Below are 20,382 nucleotides of genomic sequence, written 5' to 3'. Positions count from 1 at the left end.
GTAGACGGTCGATCGCCCGCCGGAGTGACCCACGCCATACCCTGGATGGCGTGAAGGTTGATCTGACGGTCCTGGGCATCCCGGCGTTCGTCGGGGCGATGGCGGCCGAATACGCGTGGCAGAAGCGCAACCCGGCCGTCGGGGAGCGGGCGGGTGACTACGAGTTCGCCGACACCATGGCGAGCCTCTCGATGGGCGTGGGACGTCTGCTCGCCCCCTACATCTCCGCCGCGGTGCTCTCGCCGCTCACCCCGCGGACAGGCCGATTCGCGAAAGGCGTGATGGGCCTGTCCCTCGGGGCGGCGGCCGTGGCCACCGCCGGAGACGTCATTCGCCGCCATCGCGGGTCGGGTCTGGGTGAGGCGGGGTCGTTGTCGTCGTCGTCATCCGGCCCCGGACCCGACGCCGACGGTGCCACCGGCGCGGCGGTCCCGCCCGCCCTGCGTCGGATCACCGGCGGGTCGGCGGTGACCGCCGTGGCCTCGACCGTGGTGATGGTCTCCACGCTGTGGAGCGCCCAGACCGCGAGCTCGCGGCTCTTCCGGACGTCCCCGCTCGACCTGGGGTCCGGGCCACTGGCGTACGCGGTGGGGATCCTCGGCTGGGACCTCATCTACTACTGCAATCACCGCCTCGCCCACGAGTCGCGGTGGCTGTGGGCCATGCACGTTGTGCACCACTCAAGCGAGCGCTACAACCTGTCGACGGCGCTGCGCCAGCCCGTCGCCGAGGCGCTGACGATCTACGTGCCGTACGGGTTGCTCTCGCTGCTCGGGGTGCGGCCGGCGATCGTCATGGACGCCCGCGCGATCAACCTCATCTACCAGTTCTGGGTCCACACCGAGGCGGTGCGGTCGATCGGGCCGCTGGAGAAGGTGCTCAACTCACCCTCACACCACCGGGTGCACCACGGCAGCAACCGGCGGTACCTCGACCGCAACCACGGCAGCATCCTCATCATCTGGGACCGTCTGTTCGGTACCTACGAACCCGAGAGCGACGACGTGGTCTACGGGCTGACCGCCAACATCGACACGTTCAACCCGCTACGGATCGCCACGCATGAATGGGTCGCGATCGGGCGCGACATCTTCCGCGCGCAGACCTGGCGCGACCGCGCGGGGTACCTGGTGCGCGGGCCGGGGTGGGCCGGGGCGCGGAGGGCGTAGGGCCGCCGGTGATGTCGGGGACGGCTCGGCGGGGTCCGCATGCAACGTCTCCCCTGCGGGCAAGTAGTGATATCTCGTCGTACCGCTCCCGTAGCATCTCGCGGGTAACGACGGACGGGGAGCAACACGGTGACTGATGACGCTGGCCGACGAAGTGTCGACGGTGATGTAGGACTCGATCTCTACATCGAAGACGGTGAGGTCGTCATAGCGGGCCCCACGGAAGCGGCCCTGGCCTACGTGGAGCAGCTGAGGGGCGCCGGCGCCCAGGTGTCGACCTCGATGCTCAGCGGACGACGGGCTGCAGACGCGGCGGCCGCACTTGCCGTCGCCGACGGAGTCCGGCGGGCCGCGCAGGGCGGCGTCTACATGCAGGTCGCCAAAGAGAGCCTGCCGCACCTCGCCCGTGAAGGGCTCATCCCGGCCAAGAACGGTGCTCATACGTACCTCGGTATGACGAGGTCGGGATCGAAGATCGCGCACCACGTCCGATTCACCGGCAAGCCGGTGAATCCCGCCCAGTTGGTGAACGTGCAGATGCTCGCCGTGCAGTTCGCCCTCCGCATGGCCATCGCGGAGGTCGTGAGCGCCGTCAAGCGCGTGGAGGGCAAAGTTGATGCTCTTCTCAAGCTCGCGCGAGCCGACCAGGTCGGCAACGTGTTGGGGCTGCACGAGATGCTCACGCACTACTGCCACCTACTCGACGAGTCGGGAGTCGTGACGACCTCCGATTGGAATGCTGTCGCTGCGGTCGGTTCCCAGTTGTCGGTGACGATGAACCAGCTACGTAAGCACGTGTCCAACGCGTTAGCCGAAGTCGTTGTCTCCGCGCCGATCAATCAGCGCGCCAACGCGGTCAGCGCCCTGGTGAACTCGCATCGTATCGACGAGACGTTGAACCTCCTCGTAGTGGTTGAAGACGCGATGTTCAAGTTCCAGCAGTTGCGCGTGGCGCACGTCCAGCGGACGGAGCCGGAGTTCCTGGAGTCCACGGTCCTCTCCGCGCGGCAGATCTTGGCAGACTCCGCCCGGCTCGACGAAGAGCTCTACAGCTCCGTGAACGCCACCCTGAGCGCGGCGTCAGTCGTCCGGCCGCTCGAGATCCACCGGGTGATCTCCACGAACAAGCTCGAGGAGTCAGCAGAGGTCCTGAAGAACGCCCTCGACGAATTCTCGCGGGCTCGTCAGCTGCAGGCCGTGGGATGGCACGACGCCGAGCGGCCGACGCTGGGGGACGCCGCCGGGGAGCTGGGCAAGCGGATTCAGGCGACCGCGCAGAGAATCGATGCGGCCGGAGACCGGGCGGTCGATAGCAGTTTCTCTCGTCTCGGTGCACTGGGTCGCGCGCTTCAGAGCGCCGCGGATCGCAGGCTCGACACAGGGGGGTCGGCCGAGTCCGAGGGCGGTCCTGATTCTATTGAGACCCAGGTGAAGGTGGACACCCCGAAAGAGGTGTCCGAACCGGCCTCAAGCGCTCACTACCCCGGAGGCAATCCGCTCCGGGGAAACTGACGACGGAGCATGCGTTCCGTGACGAGCTCAAGCCGGCTGGAGACGGTGCGCTGAGCTGAGCGGACCAGGCGACTCAGACGAGTCGGCGACCGACCATCCCGGCGGCATCGTCGAGCACCGCCCGGAACAGGGCGTCGTCGCGCAGTTCGAACCAACCCAGCGCCGCCCCGAACATCAGCGTCATCGCCTGCTCGGCCACCAGCAATACGTCGGCGTCCCACCGCAGGCCCGCACGCTCGGCCAGGCTGCTGAGCAGGGTCACGATGATCCGTCGGTACTCCTGGTGGGACTGCGCGGCGAGAGCCCGCAGCTGCTCGTCGCGGGCCGCCATCAGAGACAACTCGAAGTAGGCGATCTCCGTCTTCGGATCGGCGAGGACGGAATCCGCGTAGGCCGCGAAGAGCTCGGCCACGGCGGCGGTCACGTCGTCGGGTCCGTATACCGGCCGGTCCTGCTGCGTCTGCACCAGGTCCGACAGGTGCGTCAGGTCCAGACGCAGCACCGAACGCATCAGCTCGTCCTTGGAGGAGAACGCGTAGTGGACGGACCCGTGGGGCACCCCGGCCTCCTTCGCCAGGGCCCGAGTCGTGAGCGCCCACGCCCCGTCCCGCGCCATCACCGTCACCGCGGTCTCGGTGAGTTCCCGGCGGCGCTGTTCGATCGGGACCTGTGCTCGGCGAGAGTCAGCCACGGTTCACCTCCGACGTGGCGGTGTCCGCCCGCGCGGCTGGTGGCACGTATGGAAGGTTCGCCTCCGGCCCTCCCGTCGCGTGGGCGGCCTCGGTGTCGTAATCCTCTACCGGCGCCGCCCCGGCTGCTCCGGGCGCCCCGACCGCTCCGGCCGCTCGCGACTCCGAGCGCAGGCCGCGCCAGGCCAGCACCAGGGTGATCGCCGCCGTCCCGATGCCGATCGCGGCCACGAGGTCCATGCCCGCCAGGAAGGCGGAATCGGCGACCTCCAGCAGACGAGCGCCGCCGCCGGGCAACGTCTCCGCGACCTCGTGGGCGCCCGCCAGGGTCTGGGAGGCGGCGTTCGCGGAGTCGGCATCCATGCCGGGCAGGGTAGCGGTCTCGACCACGCGGCTCGAGTACACGGCCATCCCCGCGGTGCCGAGTACGGCGGTGCCCATCGCGCCGCCGAACTCGTAGCCGGTCTCGGAGATCGCCGCGGCGGCGCCGGCGCGGTCACTCGGGGCGGCAGTGAGGATGACGTCGTTCGTGAGGGTCTCGGCCAGACCCACTCCGATGCCGAACAGGGCCGACAGGAGCGTGAAGAGGACCATCGTCTCGGCGGTGTCCAACCGGGTGCCGATGACGAACCCGACGATCACGAGGGACAGGCCCGTCATGATCACGGTGCGCACCGAGACCGTCCGCGCCAGGACCGGGGCCAGCAGGGTGCCGACGACGGCGGCCACCGCGAGCGGCAGCATCCACAGACCGGCCTCGGCCGAGCCCATGCCGCGCACGAGCATGAGGTACTGCGGGAGGAAGAACATCAGTCCCATGAACGCGAACACCGAGATCACGTTGATCGACACCGCCGAGGAGAACGCGAAGTTCCCGAACAGGGTCACGTCGATCATGGGGTTCTCGCGGCGGCGCTGACGGGACACGAACCAGACCAGCGCGGCAGCACCCAGAACGAAGGCGACGAGGACCGCCCCGTCGATTCCCTTCACGCCGGTCTTGAGGGCGTAGACCAGCGAGATCATGCCCGCGATCGACAGGATGACGGAGGTCGGGTCGAACGGACCCGGGTTGGGGTCCTTCGCCTCGGGGAGCAGGAACGGGGCGGTCAGGAGAAACAGCGCGATGACCGGGACGTTCAGGAGGAAGACCGAGCCCCACCAGAAATTCTCCAGCAGCAGCCCGCCGACCACGGGGCCCAGTGCGGCGCCGCCGGAGAACGCGGTGGCCCACACGGCGATGGCGGTGCGTCGCTCGGTGCGGTCCGGGAAGATCGCGCGGATCAGGCCGAGCGTGGAGGGCATGAGGGTCGCGCCGCCGATGCCGAGCAGCGCACGGCCGACGATCAGCATCTCCGGACTGGTGGAGAACGCGGCCACGAGGGAGGCGACGCCGAACAGGGGTGCGCCGATCATGAGGATCCGTTTGCGGCCGATCCGGTCTCCGAGGGAGCCCGTGAAGATCAGCAGGCCCGCGAGCAGGAACGAGTAGAGGTCGATGATCCAGAGCAGCTGGTTCGACGTCGGCCGCAGGTCTGCAGACAGCGCGGGCACGGCGATGCCGAGCACGGACATGTCGATCGAGATCAGCAGAACGGGAAGGACGAGGACGAGCAGGGCCGTCCAGCGGCGTGCGGGGGACACGAGTGCCTCTCCAGGGCGGTCGGACTGCGGGCGGTGTGCACGCAGCGATGCCGGGGCGATCCGCACCCGGCGAAGACCATCCTGACACGAGGTTGGCCAACTGGCCAACCCTTCTTGGCCAGGTGGCCAGAAGTGTGGGGAGTGCCACCGTCGGGAGCGCTCGCGGTTCGCGCACTTGGGTCATTCCGCTGCCGTCCGCGAGGGTGCTTCCTAGGGTTCACCCATGAGCGGACGCGCGCGAGGGGCAGGACATCCGACGATCATCCGGAGGGCGCTTCTACTGCTGCTGGCGCTCGTCCTCGCCGTGGCGGTGGCCCCGCAGTTGCAGCCGAGCGCAGCGGCCCAGCCTGGTGGGCGCCCGGCCGCACCGGGCTCCGGCTTCCACTGGGGCGTCGCCACGTCGGGCTTCCAGGTGGAGGGCTCGAACCCGGACTCCAACTGGAAGCGGTATGTCGACGCGACCGCGCCGACGGGTCAGACCGACCCGGTGGGTGACGCGGTGGACTTCTGGAACCGCTACGAGGAGGACATCGCCAACGCCGCGGCGATGGGCGTGAACACCTTCCGGCTGAGCGTGGAGTGGGCGCGTATCGAGCCCGCGCCGGGGGAGTACGACGACGAGGCCCTCAGACACTACGACCGGATCATCGACACGGTCCGCCGACATGGCATGACCCCCATGATCACGATGGTGCACTTCGTCTACCCGGGGTGGCTGGCCGACCGGGGCGGGATGCTCGCGGACAACGCAGTGGAGTCATTCGGCCGCTTCGCCGAGCTCATCACCGACCGGTGGGCCCGCGACGGCACCCTCTGGGTGACGTTCAACGAACCCCTGGTGTTCTTCAAGCACGAGATGACCATCGGCCGGGTCGCCTTCACTGACTTCTCCCGCTTCCTCGACACCATCGAGGCCGCCCACCGGCTCGGCTACGCGGCCGCCCACCGGGCGGACCCGGACGCGAGGGTCACCATGAACGAGGCCTACCTGCCGCTGGCCACCGAGTTCACCGACACGCTGATCGGGGACCGGGTGGCCGATGTCGTCGACTACGTGGGCATCGACTACTACTACGGCGTCGCGCTGAATAACCTCACCGCCATCGACGCCGCGTGGGACGACTTCGCGGCCGTGCGGCCACAGCCGGAGGGCATCTACGAGGCGGTCACGCACTACGCGCAGGCCTACCCGGGCAAGCCGATCTACATCGTCGAGAACGGGATTCCGACTCTCAACGGTGGGCGCGCCGACGGGATCGAGCGGGGCGACTTCCTGCGCGACACGGTGTTCTGGCTCCAGCGGGCCGTGGCCGACGGGTACCCGGTGATCGGCTACAACCACTGGTCGCTGGTCGACAACTACGAATGGGGCGACTACTCCGCCCGCTTCGGGCTGTACCGGGTGGACGTGCTCGGAGACCCGACTCTGACACGCCAACCCACGTCGGGGGTCGACGCCTACCGCGAGATCATCGCGGGCGGGGGAGTGCCCGACGGATACCGTCCGGTGCTGCCGGCGGCGTGGTGCTCGCTGGCCACGATCCCGGACAGCTGCATCGGGCCGGTGTCGGCAGAAGGGCCCTTGACGACGCTGGCAGGGCGATAACAGGATCGACCTCACACGCGATTGCCCTAGTGGACCCGCCCGTTGACGACGAGAGGACCGATGAGATGTTTCCCGCCGGCTCGATCGAGAATCCGCTGCGTTTTCTGTTCGGCCCCGGGCCGGATGACTCCGCGTGCCTCGCTCTCACCCCGGAGTGCATGGGCCTGATCCCGTACCTGGCCTCTCGGTTCGGTATTGCCAGCTGACGAGCCCCGACTGACGGCCCCCGGCCGACCAGACGCGGAGCCCTTGGCAGCACGCATTAATCCGCCCCTCGGATGTTCGTCCGCTCGCGGGGGCCGCAGCGTGGATCGAAATCCGAGGGGCGGATCGAATGCGGGTCGAAATCCAAGGGGCGGATCGAAGACGGATCGAACTCCGCCAGGCTCGACGGCGGCGGCGGCGGCCGAGACTACCTGCTGAACATCTTCGCGAAGAAGCCGTCTTTGACGGCGGGGACGTCCGACTCGTGGCCCGGGCAGCGGTCGGCCTTGGGCACACCGGCCATCACCTGGTCGACGTGCATTCCGCATCCGGCCCAGGTGGTCTTGCCGCACTTCTTGCAGGTGGCGGGACGGCACATGATGAGACTCCTCAGGGGGGGTGGGGTTGTCGTCGGCGTGAATCGCGCCGACCGCCGGCCGATGATCCGACTGGCTGATGCCCCGAGATTACATACCCCTAGGGGTATCGGTCAACCCTGCCGGTTCGCCGGGTCCGGTCCGGCTCACCAGTCGCCGCGGGTCAGGCCGTCGCCCCATGCTCGCGCCCGTTCCAGCTCGCCGGGCAGGAGTGGGCCCTCGTAGCCGTCCACGTAGAAGGTCTCGGCATCCGCCACCGGGTGACATCCGAGCTTGCGCAGCTTCTTGGCGGCCTTCCTGCCGGCGTGACCGGGCAGATCGGGGTGGCGAACGTGGGTGTCGAAAGTGGCCACGGCCAGGGAGGCGGAGCCGGCGGCGTCGAGCCACTCGCGCACTCCGGACGGGATCAACTCGCCGCCGCGGGCGTGCGCGTCCTCGCGGGTGCCGTCCCGGGGCAGTCCGAACGCGTGGGTCGGCGCGCCCACCACGAGCAGGTCCACGTGTAGGTCGGCCAGTGGCGGGGCCTCGTGTGCGGCCACCACCTCCGCCGGCAAGTGGGGGGACAGGCCGTCGCTGATCGCCTCGGCGACGAGCCTGGTGTTCCCCCACGCGGATTCGTACACGACGAGCGCGCTCATGGCTGGCCCTTTCCGCAGGTCCTGCCCTCAGTCTGCGCCTCGGCCGAGCCTCGCACAACGGCTCGTCAGAAACCATTTATTGACAAGCGCCACCGGTGGATGTCACTGTATTAATCACCTAATACAGCAACACGGAAGAGGGGCGATGATGCAGTTCGACAACTCGTCCCCGATCTGGGTGCAGCTCGTCGAGGAGTTCTCGCGGCGCATCGTGACCGGGGAATGGGAGGCCGGGGACAAGATGCCCGGCGTCCGGGAGTTGGCGGCCGATCTCGGCGTCAACCCCAACACCGCCCAGCGGGCCCTCGCGGAACTGGAACGGCTCGAACTGTGCCGGTCCGAGCGGGCGACCGGGCGGTTCGTGACGCTGGACTCCGAGCGGATAGACGAGGTCCGCGCCGACCTCGCCACCGACGCCGCCGACGCCTATATCCGACGCGTCCGCGGCCTGGGAATGGCGCACGACAAAGCCCGAGCGCTGCTCGACAACAGATGGGACACCCATGAACACGCCACTGCCGATGAGCACGACGGAGGTGCCTGACATGAGCGCCACCGACCACGCCTCCACCGCGAGCCCCGCCACTACACTCGTTGAGGCCACCGGGCTCCGCATGACGTACGGCGCCACCACCGCTCTCGACGGCCTGGACATGGCCCTGGCCCCGGGGCAGATCGTGGGCCTGCTGGGCGAGAACGGCTGCGGCAAGACCACGCTGCTCAAGATCCTCGCCGGCGTCCTGGCCGGGTACTCCGGCGACGTGCGGATCGCCGGTCACGTCCCCGGTCCGGAGTCCAAGGCACTGGTGTCCTACCTGCCCGACACCAGCTTCCTGCCCGACGCCGCGCGGGTGAGCTACTGCCTCGAGCTGTACACGGATTTCTTCGCCGACTTCCAGCCCGAGAAGGCGCGCGACCTCATCGGCTTCTTCGGCCTGAGCGAGTCCGCGCGGCTCAAGCAGATGTCCAAGGGCATGCGCGAGAAGGTCCAGATCGCACTGGCCATGTCCCGCGACGCGCGCGTGTTCCTCCTCGACGAGCCCATCTCGGGCGTCGACCCGGCCGCGCGTCAGGTGATCCTCGACGGGATCGTACGCAACCTCTCCGAGGACTCGCTCCTGCTCATCACCACCCACCTCGTCCACGACCTCGAGCCGATCCTCGACGCCGCCGTCATGATGCGCCACGGCCGCGTCCTGCTCTCCGGCGACGCCGACGACCTCCGGGGCAACCGGGGCGCCAGCCTCGACCAGATCTTCAGGGAGACCTACCGATGACGACGACGACGACAACACTCCTCAAGCACGAGTGGCTGCGCACGCGCGGGCAGCTCGCGGCCCTCTTCGGCCTGGTCGCCCTGGTCGGGGTGCTGGGCAGCCTGCTCGGCGCCTCGGGATGGCCGCTGTTGTCCGAGCTCGGGCTGGCCGCGGGCATCCTCGCGGCGGTCGTCGCGGTCCCGGCTATCCAGCTGGCGCTGGCCGCCGATTACTGGCGGTCCGGCTATGGCCGCACCGGGTACTTCACGCACTCCATCCCGGTCCGTGGGTCCCGCATCTTCTGGGCCAAGCTGGCGTGGACGATGCTCGTCTCGCTGGTCGCGATCGTTCTGACGGTCATTCTCGTGGTGCTCGCGTGGTGGGCGAACGCGCAGCGGTCAGGGGGCGCCCCGCCGTCGTGGTCGATGCTGGCCGACGCGTGGGCGACCCTCACCGCCGTGACCCCGGCGTGGATGATCGTGGCGGGCGTCGTCCTGTTGGTCGCCTCGGTCCTGGTGTGGCCGGTGTACTACTACTTCTCGATCTCGGTGGGGCACGAGCGGCGACTGGCCGGGCTCGGCGCCGGCGGACCCGTGGTGGTGTTCGTGGTGGTCTACCTGGCGACCCAGGCGCTCGCCCTGCTCGGCATGCTCGTGCTGCCGTTCGGGGTGGGGGAGGCCGACGGCGAGACGCTGGGCCTGGTGAGGTTCGACCTGGTCGGCGAGCTCTCGGCGGGGAACGCGACCAGCGAGGTCATGCCGATCGGCTTCGTGGTCTCCCTGGTGGCGCTCGCGGCGTACTGCCTGTGGCGCACCGCGCGGTCGTGGAACCGCAAGGTGGCCCTCGGTTGACGGGGATGGGCTGTTGACGGGGATGGGCTGACGCGTCCGGGTTGATAAGGAATCTTTGGCGGACGGCGCGCGGTGGAGTAGTGTTCACATTCTCACCGCGCGTCGTCCTCTCGCTACCGCGGGCCCCTCACCTCCCTCGAAAGTCCGCGAACATGCCGATCGTCCTGCCCTCCATGGCGCGTCCCACCCTCACCGAACCGGCCTACGTCGCGCCCCCGGCCTGGAAGCCGGTCCTGGCCTGGGCCGGCCTGGTCGTGGGTGGGCTCGTCGTGGTGGCGGCGCTCGGCACGCTCGGCAGCGGCGTCATCGAGTCGGTCGCGATGGCGCTGATCGGCCTGGCCATGGCAGTGCCCGGCGGTTGGTGGGTCCACTGCGAGCGCGAGGACCGCACGCGCGCCGAAGACGACTTCCTGCTCGACCGGCAGTCGGCGGAGGCCGCCCGGTCGATGTCCGGCTACGTCTCCCCGGATGCGCTGAGCCCGTTGACCTGGAGTACCCCGTTGGCCCCGTTCGTCCGCCGCTGGCCGGTGGTCGGCGCGGTCTCGGTCGCCTTGCTCGTCCTCGGCGCGGCACTGATGCCCACTCCCGAGCCGGCAGCGACCCCGGCCTCGAGTCCGGTGGCCGCGACCAGCACCGTCACCACCACGGCCCGGGCCACCGCGCCGACCACAACCGCGCCGACCACCCTCGCCCAGCCCCCGGCGAGCTCACCGGAATCGGCGACGCCGATCGCAACCGTCGTCTCTCAGTCCACCTACGCGCCGGTTCCGGAGCCCGCCCCCGAGCCGACCTATGCGCCGCCGCAGACCTACGCGCCCGCCCCGCTGGCGGAGCCGGTCCAGCAGGCGACCTACTACCCCAACTGCTCCGCGGCCCGCGCGGCCGGGGCAGCCCCGCTCTACCGCGGCCAGCCCGGGTACGCCTCGAAGCTCGACCGCGACAACGACGGTGTCGCCTGCGAGTGACGGCGGTGCGCGAGAACGCCGGGGCCTACTCGCCGGCGTCCGCCAGCAGGCCGTAGAGGCGCTTGCGCAGTGCGACCAGTTCGTCGGTCGCGGCGGAGCCGGCGGCAGCGTCCCCGGTCTGCACCACGGCCCGCACGGCCACGGCGGCATCGCCGAGCGCCTTCCACAACTCCACGCTCCCGCCGAGTCCGGCGGTGGCTTCCTGGGTGGCGTCCTCCCAGGGCGCCGGGCGGTCCTTGAGTGCGTCGACCTCGTCCCGACCGGCGTCGGTGAGTCGGTAGTGCTTGGGGCCGGCGTCCTCTGCGGGTTCGATCAGCCCCTCGTCCTCCAGTAGTGACAGGGCGGGATACACGGCGCCGGAGCTGGGTCGCCAGGTCCCGCCACTGCGCTCGGCCAGCTCGCGGATGATGCTGTAACCGTTGCGGGGGCTCTCGGCGATCAGCAGGAGAGCGCCGTGTCGGACATCTCCTCGTCGTCGTCGTTGATGGGGGCCGCGCCGCGACCCTCGTGGCTGGTCGAACGAACCGAACGGACCTCCGGGTCCGAAGGGGCCGCCCGGGCCGAACGGACCCCCGGGGCCGAAGGGGCCGCCCGGACCGAACGGGCCTCCACCGTGCCCGTGGTCGTGTCGACGGTCGCGCTGGTGGCCGCGGTGGTGGCCGGGCCTTGCGCCGCGGCGGGGGTGGCCTCCGTGTCCGCGGGGTCCCGGACGGTCGTACTCGCCCGGGTCATGACTGATGTCGTAGTCACGCATCGTCGTCTCCTCTGGGGTGCGGACTCGGGAGTCGAGTCCTCCTGGCGACGAGTATCCACGCCATGACAAAGACTGTCAACGACATATCGTTAGCGCAGGTCTCGATAGAGGACCATCCGCCCGTCGTGCTCGTGCGGCAGGATGGGTTCCGGCGCCGGGAACACACAGGTGGGCCCGCGCGTTGCACTGGTACGAGTGATTCGTCGGTGACCCGGCGGGGACTCTCGATCAACGACCTTCCCCGACAATTCCGAAGGGACCTCGATGCGCACAAGCAGCAACCCGGTCTTCAGTTCACTGTCCACGGACAGCGCCCGTGGCGCCACTCACCTCGGTGGTGCCGGCCGCGGCGCGTTCCAGCAGGGCCAGTACGGCCAGCAGGGCTTCGGCGGCCAGGCCGGTTACGGTGCACCGCAGGCGCACCCGCAGTTCGCCGCCGACACGCGGCCCATGACGATCGACGACGTCGTCGCGAAGACCGGAATGACCCTCGGTCTGCTCAGCATCGTCGGCGCGATCGCCTTCTACCTGATCACCATGAACCCGGGACTCCTGTTCCCGTTCATCCTGGTCGGCGGTATTGGTGGCCTGGTCACCGTGCTGATCGCCACCTTCGCGCGCAAGATGGACTCGGCCCCCGTCACCCTGACCTACGGTGCCCTCGAGGGCCTGTTCGTCGGAGCGGCGACGTACCTGTTCACCATCGACCTGCAGGGCACCGGCGGCGTCCTCGGCGCGGTGGGTGCCGCGATCCTCGGCACCATCGGCGTGTTCGTGGGCATGCTCTTCGTCTACAAGACCGGCGCCGTGCGCGTCACGCCCAAGTTCACCCGCTTCATGTCGGCGGCGTTGATCGGCGTGCTGTTCGCGGCCCTGGGCAGCATCGTGCTGAGCCTGTTCACCGGCACCAACCCGCTGTACAACGGTGGCCCGATCGCGATCGGCTTCTGCCTCCTGTGCATCGGCCTGGCCGCCTTCAGCTTCCTGATGGACTTCGACAACGCCGACCGCCTCGTGCGCGCCGGCGCCCCGTCCAAGATGGCGTGGGGCGTTGCGCTCGGCCTGACGGTCACCCTGGTGTGGCTCTACGTCGAGATCCTGCGTCTCATGAGCTACTTCCGCGACTGAGTTCGCGTCTGGCGCGGGTCTGACCCGCGAACACCACGGCCCCGGCCCCGCGAGGGGAGCCGGGGCCGTCGGCATTTCGGGAGCAGTGTTCCGGCGCGGCCCGAGAAAACCCGTGCGCCGCCGCCCCGGGTCAGTCCCGGAGTGCGGGCTCGATGTACTCCCATCCGGCGTCGAAGTGCCGCATGAAGGTCGCCCAGTTGTGCAGGCCGTTGTCTCCGTAGTCCGCACGGTGGTCGACCCCGGCGTCCGTCAACGCCCGCGAGAACGCCTGTGTCGCCTCGTGCACGCCACGCTCCAGGACGATGCCGAACCACATCGCGAACTTCTCGCTTCCGTACTCGCCCGGATCCGCCGGACCGATGTCACCGGTGCCGGCCGACATGTAGACGGCCGTGTCCTGCAGCTTCTCCGGGTGCGAGATGGTGTCGTGATACCGCCACCGCTCACTTCCGTACGGCCCCCACATGTTGTCGAGATCGCCGCCACGGGTCACGACGCTCAGCCGCACCGTTTGATATCCGAGCGGGTCCATTGTCGAGTAGTTGCCGCTTAATGCCATCACCGCGTCGTACAGATCCGGATGTTGGGCGGCCAGATGCATCGCCGCCTGGGCGCCCATCGAGTTGCCCGCGATGGCCGACTTGCCGTTGGTGTCCAGCTCTTCCGCGACGATGGGCGGCAGCTCCTCGGTGAGGAAAGTCTCCCACTTGTGGTTGCCGAGCACCGGGTCCACTTTCTCCCAGTCCGAGTAGAAGGAGGCGAACGCGCCCGCCGGGTTGACGATATGGACGTTCTCGTCCGCCATCACCTCGTGGATGTCCGCGACGTGGTTCCAGCCCGTGCTGTACTCGGGTGCCCCGACGCCGTCGAGCATGTACAGGACAGGTGCCGGCCCCGTGCCGCGGGACCTGACGACCTCCACGGTGACCACCCGCTGCATGGCTGCGGACTGGACGGACCAGTACTCGTACACGTTGTCCGGGCCGTCGTAGCGATCGACGCCGAGGAACTCGGTCGTCCTGATGGAAGGGTCGACCCTCGTCGGGACGCCGACCTCCTCGACGGACGCGGGGACGATCGGGACGTTCGCCGATCCGACCGAGCCCAACAGTTCGGCGGTGGAGCCGACGGGAGTCTGCTCGAGGCTCCCGGCGACCGCGTCGAACGCCACCTCGCCCACGGAGGACGAGGATCCGGCCTGCCCGTCCTCGGCTACGGCCGGCATGACCGAGCCCGCGACGAGGGCGAGGGCGAGTGCGCTGGAGCCGAGGGCGCGGTGGGGGAGGGAAGAACGCGGGGACATGGGACTCCGATGTGAATGGCGGTGACTGATAAAAGAGTAATACGCACCTGCGACATTCCGCCCGCCCGGTCTGTGCGAACCTCCATCGGAAAGCTCCGACGCGACGGCCATCGGGCGACACCGCCGCCACAACGAGAAGAGCGTCCCGACCACGTTCCTCTGGGGAATCGTGGTCGGAACGCTCTTCGCGTGGCCCCGCGAGAGGGGGCGTGGGATCAGCTGAGGCGCTCGAGCACCATCGCCATGCCCTGGCCGCCGCCGACGCACATGGTCTCGACGCCGAACTGCTTGTCCTCGGCCTGCAGGTTGTTGAGCAGCGACGCGGTGATGCGGGCGCCCGTCATGCCGAAGGGGTGGCCCAGCGCGATGGCGCCGCCGTTGATGTTGAGCTTGTCCTCGTCGATGCCGAGCTCGCGGGCCGAACCGAGCACCTGCACGGCGAACGCCTCGTTGATCTCGAACAGGTCGATGTCGGAGATCGACTTGCCGGCGATGCGCAGGGCGTTCTTGACGGCCTCGATCGGGCCCAGGCCCATGATCTCGGGCGACAGGCCGGACACGCCGGTGGAGACGACGCGCGCGAGCGGGGTGAGGCCCAGCTCCTTGGCCTTGGTGTCGGACATGATCACCAGGGCGGCGGCACCGTCGTTGAGCGGGCAGCAGTTGCCGGCCGCGATGGTGCCGTCGGGGCGGAACACCGGGTTGAGCTGCGAGACCTTCTCGTAGGTCGTGCCGGCGCGGGGGCCGTCGTCGGTGGTGACGACGGTGCCGTCGGGCATCGTGACCGCGGAGATCTCGTTGGCGAAGTGTCCACGCTCGATGGCCTCGATGGCCCGGCTGTGCGAGCGCACGCCCCAGCGGTCCTGCTCCTCGCGGGTGATGCCCGTCATCTGGGCGACGTTCTCGGCGGTCTGGCCCATGGGGATGTAGACGTCCGGGAGCTGGCCGTTCACCCGCGGGTCGGTCCAGGTCTCGGCGCCACCCTCGGCGCGCTTGGCGGTGCGGGCCTCGGCGTCGGCGAAGATCGGGTTGTGGGTGTCCGGCCAGTGGTCGGCGGTGCCCTTGGCGAAGTTCGAGACGGTCTCCACACCGGCGGAGATGAAGACGTCACCCTCGCCGGCCTTGATCGCGTGCAGCGCCATACGGGTGGTCTGCAGCGAGGAGGAGCAGTAGCGGTTCACGGTGGTGCCCGGAACGGTGTCCAGGCCGGCGAGCACGGAGACGACACGGCCCATGTTGAAGCCCTGCTCGCCACCCGGCAGGCCACAACCCAGCATGAGGTCGTCGATCTGGGTGGGGTCGAGCGCGGGGACCTTGTCCAGTGCGGCCTTGACCATCTGGGCGGTGAGGTCGTCGGAGCGGATGCCCACGAGGGAACCCTTGTTGGCGCGCCCGATGGGGGAACGGGCGTACGAGACGATCACGGCTTCCGGCATGGAAAGCTCCTTCGTTGCGGGTGAGTGCTGCTGTGGTCGGATCAGTCCTGCCGGTCCGGGTCGTCCCGCGTCGAGCGGGTCAGCCTCAGGATCCGGCTACGGCGGCGGAGAGTGTCCGCGGCCACGCGGGCGTACCCCGTGTTCTCTGGGTCACCGTCCACGCCCTCATTATGCAGGAACGTGTTCCGTTCCCCGTCGTCCGCATCCTCGTGGGTGCGGACGAAGTCGGTGAGGCGTGTGGTCAGACGGGCGACCACGGACTCGCGGTGCTCGACGGGGGCGCCGGTGTCGGCAGTGTCGGCGGGGGCGCCGGCGTCGTCCGGCTGCTGCTCCTCGGGCACGTCCTCCCACACACCCAGCGCTACGCACACGGCGGGCAGCAGCAGCCCGGCGGCGAGCTCGTACCCGGCGGAGTTGGGGTGGAAGCGGTCGGGCGAGAACAGGCTCTCGCCGCGTCGGTGGAACTCGGGCGCGAGCGTCTCGGCCAGCGAGACGGGGACGCCGCCGGCCTTGCGCGCCTGCACGGCCTGCGCGGCGGCGAGACGCCGGCTCAGCCCGGACATGACCGAGCGCAGCGGCTGGGGGACCGGTTTGATGATGCTCAGATCGGGGCAGGTTCCCACCACGACGTGGGAGCCGTTCCCGCGCAGCGCCTGAACCGCCTCGCCCACCCGGCGAGCCGACGGGCCGATCGCGTTGCGGGAGGTGATGTCGTTCCCGCCGATGAGGATCACCGAGATGTCAGGGTCGCCGTGGGCGATCTGCATGGCCTCGACCTGCCCGGGCAGTCCCTTGGAGGTGGCACCCACGATCGCCTTGATGCTCAGCCGTACGTTCCAGCCCGATTCCTCGGCCAGGCCGCGCGCCAGCAGCACGCCGGGCAGCTCGTCCGGGGAGTCGGCACCGAGGCCGGCGGCGAGCGAGTCGCCGAAGATCATCATGTGCACGTCGCACGTCATGCCGGGCCGCCACGGTTCCGGGGAGCGGGCCCCGGGTCGGTAGAGCCCGTCGCCCTCATAGGGCCGGGAGGTGGGTTTGGGGATCACCCGGCGCGCGATCCTGGCCTGCTGAGCCAGCACCTCGTACGCGCCGCGGTACGCCCCCACCGTGCCCACGGCTGCCAGCCCGAGGCTCATCCACATGCGTCGCGAGGCGTCGTCGGCGTCGGTCATCGGGCGTGTCGTCTCCCTTCGGCGTCGTGTGACCCTGTGCTGTGATCTGACCCTGTGCCGTGACCTGGCTCCGTGCGGTGACGTGACCCGGTGCGGTGCCGCGATTCGGTTCGGTGGCGTGCGGGAGACGGTGCGGCCAGCTCGCGGGCGTGCTCGGCCAACTCGACGATAGCCCGTCGACTCTCGGCGGGGCCGCGGGAGAGGTCCACCGGGTACTCCACGATCGAGATGTCGGTGTGCACGATCCGCCGCGGCTGGGGGGCGTCGTCGCGCCGCTGGGCCGGGTAGACCAGGTACGCCCGATCCACCCCGAGCGCGGTGCAGGCGGCCAACAGTCGATAGTGCTCGGCGGCGCGGGCCCGGCGGTCCGTGGGATAGGTCGGTACGAACGTGGTGACCGGCTCGCCGTGGACCTCGTAGACCAACCCCGTGCGCACGGAGATGTGGTCACCGTCGTCGGGCGGCGCGCTGTGGCGCCCCGACGGCGCGTCACCGGCCTCGGTACCGGAGTCCAGATTGACGACGGGGTTCTGCAGCAGTCGACCTCCGTGGCCGTCGAGGGCGGCGGTCAGTTCGGCCTCCACGAAGCGTTCGAAGAGCGACGGCATCTCGGTGACGAAGGCCGCCGAGGCGGCGTGGCCGTCCTCGACCTCCACCGAGATCCGCCGCACGATGCGGTCCGCCAACGCGAGCGCGTCCTGGTAGCGGGCGTTGAGCCGGCTGGGCGTCCACGCGGGCACGGGTGCGCCCTGGCCGATGAGCGTGGCATCCGACAGTCGAGCGTCGACCATGGCCAGTCGGCGGCGGGTGGCGTCGGGCAGTTCGGGCAGGAACTGCAGGCGGTGGGCGGCCGTGCGCAGGATGCGGTTCTCGGCGATATCCGGGGTGAACTCGGAGTAGGTGACCTCGAGTGGGATGGTCATGCCCGGATGGCGGCGGATCTGGTCACCCAGGCGGATCCTGCCGCGCACCGTGGTCAGCGCCTCGTCGACCCTGCGGTACCCGCGCAGAAGTCCGGGGGCCAGCGCCTGGTGCGCCAACCGGGCCATGGACTCGGCGACGGAGGTCCACAGCTCGTCGTCGTCCCTGGCCTGCACCGACGAGGCGAGGAAGGGGTCGTCGGCCGCGTGGTCGAGCAGGAAGAACAGCTGCGTCAGCCCCAGGCTCGCGGCGGGCATGACCCGCACTGACAGGCCCTCGACCCGGACCGAGCCCACGGCGCCGCAGGGGATGAGCCGCCACGTGTCGCGGCCGGCGGGCATCACCTCCACCAGCCCGGTCTGCGAGAGGTGCTGGGCGCCCTCCCAGCTGAGCGTGACGAGCCGGCCCCGGCGGTCGAACTCGTCGAACTCGAGGGCCACCGTGGACGCCGTCGACTGTGCCGGCGCCGTCGACGCCCCCGGGTCGGTCGAGGATGCGGTCACGCCCGTCCGATCTTGCGGCGCAGTGCCGCGAGACCGAATCGCTCGTGCACCTCGGCGCGGGTGAGCCGTCCGTAGTAGTGCTCCTCGAGCAGCGGGAGCAGGTCGAAGCGCCAGATCGCCTCGAGTCCGCCCGGCTCGGTGGCCTGGTCCTTCATGAAGTACGACGGCCCGATGCGCAGGTCGCGGTCGGAGTCGTCGATCTCGGAGTTGAGCGCCTCGAGCAGCTCGGCGGGTTCGGTGGTCGCGCCGCGGGCCTCCAGGTGGCGGCGCAGCACGCCGGCCACCGGCGGGGTGTCGGGGTGCAGTTCCATGAACGCGAAGCGTCGCCGGATGGCGGCGTCGACCATGGCGATCGACCGGTCGGCGGTGTTCATGGTGCCGATGATGAACAGGTTGCGCGGCAGCCGGAACGAGGTGTCGGGGGAGTACTGGGGCAGCACGGTCCGATCTCGGTACTCGAGCAGGAAGTACATCTCGCCGAACACGCGTGCCAGGTCGGCGCGGTTCATCTCGTCGATGATGAGGAAACTCGGGTGCTCGCGACCCGACTCCGAGGTCGCCCGCGCGGCCTGGCGCCGCAGCGGCCCGGCCTGGAGGGCGAAGCCCGGCTGGCCCGACTCGGTGAGCGTGGGCCGGTAGCCCTCGAAGAAGTCCTCGTAGGCGTAGCTGGGGTGGAACTGCACCAGCTGGACGCGGCTGGGGTCGTCGGGGCCGGCGAGGAAGCGGGCCAGCTCCTGGGCGAGGAAGGTCTTGCCGGTGCCGGGCGGGCCGTAGAACACGATCTGCTGTCGCTGCTGCAGGGTGTCGACGATCTCCTGCAGCTCCGCGCGGGGCATGTGAAGGCTGTCGGCCAGCTCCTCGGTGACCTCGGGCAGGGTCGGCACCGCGCCGGCGGCGGGTGCCTCGGCGACCTGCGACTCCGCGGAGTGGCGGCCGGGGTGCATGGCCGACAGCATCGCGTCGAGTCCGTCGGTGAGGTCGACGACCGTGCCGGGCTCGCCGATCAGCTCGGACAGCGGGCTGGGCAGTGTCTCCAGGTCGAGGGTGACGGCGCTCCACAGCACCGAGCGCTCGAGTTGCTGGCCGCCGTCGTCGACGTAGCCGAGGTCGTCGGTGAGGGTACCCAGGTGCAGCTTGGCGTCGGCGACCGTCGCCACCACGTCCTGCGGGTTCATCCGGGACAGGAACGTGTGCAGCTCGGCGGTGAGCTGGAACCGGGCCTGGTAGTCCAGGTGGGGGTAGCCCTGCTCGACGGCCTGGGACACCTCGAGGCGACTGGCGTGCGCGGGGATCCGCGGCAGGTGCGAGGCGGGCAACGCGATGCGGTTCTGGGCGACCCACTGGCCCGCCTGACCGACGCCGCCCCGGCCGGGCCGTACGAGCCAGGCGCGCCGAGAGTGGTCGTCGCGGTGGCGCTGCCACTGGTTGGCCACGGACCCGCGGTACCAGTCGACAGGTTGGCCGAGCTGCGCGGACAGGACCTCGGAGATCCGGTGCAGGTCCTGGTCGATGTCCAGCTCGTCGATGCCCGACGGGCCGCCGATGAGGTCGGCGAACGCGTCGCGGATGCGGGTCTTGTGCTCGTGCTTGACGATCGGCTGGAAGTACCCGGGCCACACGAGGTACTGGAGGCTGTAGCGGATGGCCCGCCAGTCACCGGGAGTGGAACGGGCGGCGCGCTGGAACTCCCACGGGTCCGAGAGCGCGGCGTCGCGGACGGACGCGTCGAGCTCGGCCCAGTGGATGACGAACGAGCACAGCCAGCGCAGGTGCTCGCGCATCTGCACGTTGAAACCCAGCCCGCCGGTGAGCGGGCCCTTCTCGCTGAGGACCTCGTCCAGATCGGCCGGGATCTCGGGGGCGTCCTCGATCCAGGACAGCACGTCCCGGACACGGCCGCGCTTGAGGCGGGCCGTGACCGTGGACAGGGGCAACTGCTGGATGAAGAGCAGTTCCGCGGCGAGCAGGACCACGGGGCGCGGGGCGCCCTCGAGCTGATCGTGCAGGGCCTGCATCACGGGGGAGCGGGTCGACCCCGATGCCGCGGCACCCGCCGCGCCCGCCGTGCCTTCTTCGGGGTCCGCGTCGAGACGGCGGGCCAGCTCCTCGGCCACCTCGGGCGTCCAGGTGTAGAGGTCGTCCTCGAAGGGGGACTGACCGGTCCGCAGTGCCGGTCCCAGGACCCGCCCGGCCGCCGCTTCGATAGTCGGGGCCGGGCCGTGGGGTCTGTCCTGGGAACCGTCTGACACGTGGA

Annotated in this window: 19 protein-coding genes; 8 read left to right on the top strand and 11 right to left on the bottom strand. The window is 69.8% G+C overall.

The window, feature by feature from the left end:
• The first annotated feature begins 50 nt into the window (after positions 1-50).
• Positions 51-1,169: a sterol desaturase family protein gene (locus AC3DE3_RS03470; RefSeq protein WP_488368957.1), complete on the top strand. Its 1,119-nt coding sequence runs from the start codon at positions 51-53 to the stop codon at positions 1,167-1,169.
• A gap of 129 nt (positions 1,170-1,298) precedes the next feature.
• Positions 1,299-2,681 carry a hypothetical protein gene (locus AC3DE3_RS03465; protein WP_488368956.1) on the top strand — a complete coding sequence of 461 codons (1,383 nt, stop codon included), beginning with the start codon at positions 1,299-1,301 and terminating at the stop codon, positions 2,679-2,681.
• Between the two features lie 73 nt (positions 2,682-2,754).
• On the opposite strand, the gene AC3DE3_RS03460 is transcribed toward AC3DE3_RS03465, so the two are convergent.
• Together AC3DE3_RS03460 and AC3DE3_RS03455 are read right to left on the bottom strand one after the other, a co-directional pair.
• The gene (locus AC3DE3_RS03460; protein WP_488368955.1) at positions 2,755-3,372 is read right to left on the bottom strand and encodes a TetR/AcrR family transcriptional regulator; all 618 of its coding nucleotides are present in this window, start codon (positions 3,370-3,372) and stop codon (positions 2,755-2,757) included.
• Complete coding sequence (locus tag AC3DE3_RS03455) at positions 3,365-5,014, bottom strand: MFS transporter (protein WP_488368954.1); 1,650 nt, start codon at positions 5,012-5,014, stop codon at positions 3,365-3,367. The genes AC3DE3_RS03460 and AC3DE3_RS03455 overlap by 8 nt, the downstream gene beginning before the upstream one ends.
• 223 nt (positions 5,015-5,237) lie before the next feature.
• On the opposite strand from AC3DE3_RS03455, the gene AC3DE3_RS03450 reads away from it, so the two are divergent.
• Positions 5,238-6,620: a family 1 glycosylhydrolase gene (locus tag AC3DE3_RS03450; protein ID WP_488368953.1), complete on the top strand. Its 1,383-nt coding sequence runs from the start codon at positions 5,238-5,240 to the stop codon at positions 6,618-6,620.
• Positions 6,621-7,032: 412 nt separating this feature from the next.
• Here AC3DE3_RS03450 and AC3DE3_RS03445 read toward each other — a convergent pair whose 3' ends face one another.
• Positions 7,033-7,203: a hypothetical protein gene (locus AC3DE3_RS03445; RefSeq protein ID WP_096905156.1), complete on the bottom strand. Its 171-nt coding sequence runs from the start codon at positions 7,201-7,203 to the stop codon at positions 7,033-7,035.
• Positions 7,204-7,347: 144 nt separating this feature from the next.
• Positions 7,348-7,839, bottom strand: a complete 492-nt coding sequence (locus AC3DE3_RS03440) for a flavodoxin family protein (protein ID WP_488368952.1) — start codon at positions 7,837-7,839, stop codon at positions 7,348-7,350.
• A 145-nt stretch (positions 7,840-7,984) separates the two neighbouring features.
• On the opposite strand from AC3DE3_RS03440, the gene AC3DE3_RS03435 reads away from it, so the two are divergent.
• The 4 genes from AC3DE3_RS03435 (at position 7,985) to AC3DE3_RS03420 (ending at position 10,911) form a co-directional block, all read left to right on the top strand.
• Positions 7,985-8,383 carry a GntR family transcriptional regulator gene (locus AC3DE3_RS03435; protein WP_488368951.1) on the top strand — a complete coding sequence of 133 codons (399 nt, stop codon included), beginning with the start codon at positions 7,985-7,987 and terminating at the stop codon, positions 8,381-8,383.
• Between the two features lies 1 nt (position 8,384).
• Complete coding sequence (locus AC3DE3_RS03430; RefSeq protein ID WP_488368950.1) at positions 8,385-9,116, top strand: ABC transporter ATP-binding protein; 732 nt, start codon at positions 8,385-8,387, stop codon at positions 9,114-9,116.
• Entirely contained in the window at positions 9,113-9,946 is an 834-nt protein-coding gene (locus tag AC3DE3_RS03425) for a hypothetical protein (RefSeq protein ID WP_488368949.1), read from the top strand. The genes AC3DE3_RS03430 and AC3DE3_RS03425 overlap by 4 nt, the downstream gene beginning before the upstream one ends.
• 152 nt (positions 9,947-10,098) lie before the next feature.
• Complete coding sequence (locus AC3DE3_RS03420; RefSeq protein WP_488368948.1) at positions 10,099-10,911, top strand: excalibur calcium-binding domain-containing protein; 813 nt, start codon at positions 10,099-10,101, stop codon at positions 10,909-10,911.
• Between the two features lie 25 nt (positions 10,912-10,936).
• Here the strand turns inward: AC3DE3_RS03420 and AC3DE3_RS03415 are convergent, their stop codons facing one another.
• Positions 10,937-11,308 (bottom strand): PadR family transcriptional regulator, encoded by a 372-nt coding sequence (locus AC3DE3_RS03415; RefSeq protein WP_260489148.1) that lies wholly within the window; start codon positions 11,306-11,308, stop codon positions 10,937-10,939.
• 41 nt (positions 11,309-11,349) lie between these two features.
• Positions 11,350-11,661, bottom strand: a complete 312-nt coding sequence (locus tag AC3DE3_RS03410; RefSeq protein ID WP_260489308.1) for a hypothetical protein — start codon at positions 11,659-11,661, stop codon at positions 11,350-11,352.
• A 268-nt stretch (positions 11,662-11,929) separates the two neighbouring features.
• Between AC3DE3_RS03410 and AC3DE3_RS03405 the strand changes: the two genes are divergently transcribed.
• Positions 11,930-12,793, top strand: coding sequence for a Bax inhibitor-1/YccA family protein (locus tag AC3DE3_RS03405; RefSeq protein ID WP_260488098.1), 864 nt, complete (start codon positions 11,930-11,932; stop codon positions 12,791-12,793).
• Positions 12,794-12,923: 130 nt separating this feature from the next.
• On the opposite strand, the gene AC3DE3_RS03400 is transcribed toward AC3DE3_RS03405, so the two are convergent.
• The 5 genes from AC3DE3_RS03400 to AC3DE3_RS03380 form a co-directional block, all read right to left on the bottom strand.
• On the bottom strand, positions 12,924-14,096 hold the full coding sequence (locus tag AC3DE3_RS03400) for an alpha/beta hydrolase (protein ID WP_260488096.1): 1,173 nt from the start codon (positions 14,094-14,096) through the stop codon (positions 12,924-12,926).
• Between the two features lie 215 nt (positions 14,097-14,311).
• The gene (locus tag AC3DE3_RS03395; protein ID WP_488368947.1) at positions 14,312-15,532 is read right to left on the bottom strand and encodes an acetyl-CoA C-acetyltransferase; all 1,221 of its coding nucleotides are present in this window, start codon (positions 15,530-15,532) and stop codon (positions 14,312-14,314) included.
• A 41-nt stretch (positions 15,533-15,573) separates the two neighbouring features.
• Positions 15,574-16,704, bottom strand: coding sequence for an SGNH/GDSL hydrolase family protein (locus AC3DE3_RS03390; RefSeq protein WP_488368946.1), 1,131 nt, complete (start codon positions 16,702-16,704; stop codon positions 15,574-15,576).
• On the bottom strand, positions 16,701-18,128 hold the full coding sequence (locus tag AC3DE3_RS03385) for an McrC family protein (RefSeq protein WP_488368945.1): 1,428 nt from the start codon (positions 18,126-18,128) through the stop codon (positions 16,701-16,703). The genes AC3DE3_RS03390 and AC3DE3_RS03385 overlap by 4 nt, the downstream gene beginning before the upstream one ends.
• Positions 18,125-20,377 carry an AAA family ATPase gene (locus AC3DE3_RS03380; protein ID WP_488368944.1) on the bottom strand — a complete coding sequence of 751 codons (2,253 nt, stop codon included), beginning with the start codon at positions 20,375-20,377 and terminating at the stop codon, positions 18,125-18,127. The genes AC3DE3_RS03385 and AC3DE3_RS03380 overlap by 4 nt, the downstream gene beginning before the upstream one ends.
• Positions 20,378-20,382: the final 5 nt, after the last annotated feature.

This window comes from Dietzia sp. IBK-p2-16D (assembly GCF_057773085.1).
The sequence above is the reverse complement of the archived record's forward strand: the minus strand, read 5'-3'. Positions and strand labels throughout refer to the sequence as shown.

Coding starts and splice junctions, on each gene's coding strand:
- AC3DE3_RS03440 (WP_488368952.1), bottom strand. CDS start 7,839: ATGAGCGCGCTCGTCGTGTACGAATCCGCGTGGGGGAACACCAGGCTC.
- AC3DE3_RS03400 (WP_260488096.1), bottom strand. CDS start 14,096: ATGTCCCCGCGTTCTTCCCTCCCCCACCGCGCCCTCGGCTCCAGCGCA.
- AC3DE3_RS03390 (WP_488368946.1), bottom strand. CDS start 16,704: ATGACCGACGCCGACGACGCCTCGCGACGCATGTGGATGAGCCTCGGG.
- AC3DE3_RS03420 (WP_488368948.1), top strand. CDS start 10,099: ATGCCGATCGTCCTGCCCTCCATGGCGCGTCCCACCCTCACCGAACCG.
- AC3DE3_RS03425 (WP_488368949.1), top strand. CDS start 9,113: ATGACGACGACGACGACAACACTCCTCAAGCACGAGTGGCTGCGCACG.
- AC3DE3_RS03435 (WP_488368951.1), top strand. CDS start 7,985: ATGATGCAGTTCGACAACTCGTCCCCGATCTGGGTGCAGCTCGTCGAG.
- AC3DE3_RS03445 (WP_096905156.1), bottom strand. CDS start 7,203: ATGTGCCGTCCCGCCACCTGCAAGAAGTGCGGCAAGACCACCTGGGCC.
- AC3DE3_RS03450 (WP_488368953.1), top strand. CDS start 5,238: ATGAGCGGACGCGCGCGAGGGGCAGGACATCCGACGATCATCCGGAGG.
- AC3DE3_RS03430 (WP_488368950.1), top strand. CDS start 8,385: ATGAGCGCCACCGACCACGCCTCCACCGCGAGCCCCGCCACTACACTC.
- AC3DE3_RS03395 (WP_488368947.1), bottom strand. CDS start 15,532: ATGCCGGAAGCCGTGATCGTCTCGTACGCCCGTTCCCCCATCGGGCGC.
- AC3DE3_RS03405 (WP_260488098.1), top strand. CDS start 11,930: ATGCGCACAAGCAGCAACCCGGTCTTCAGTTCACTGTCCACGGACAGC.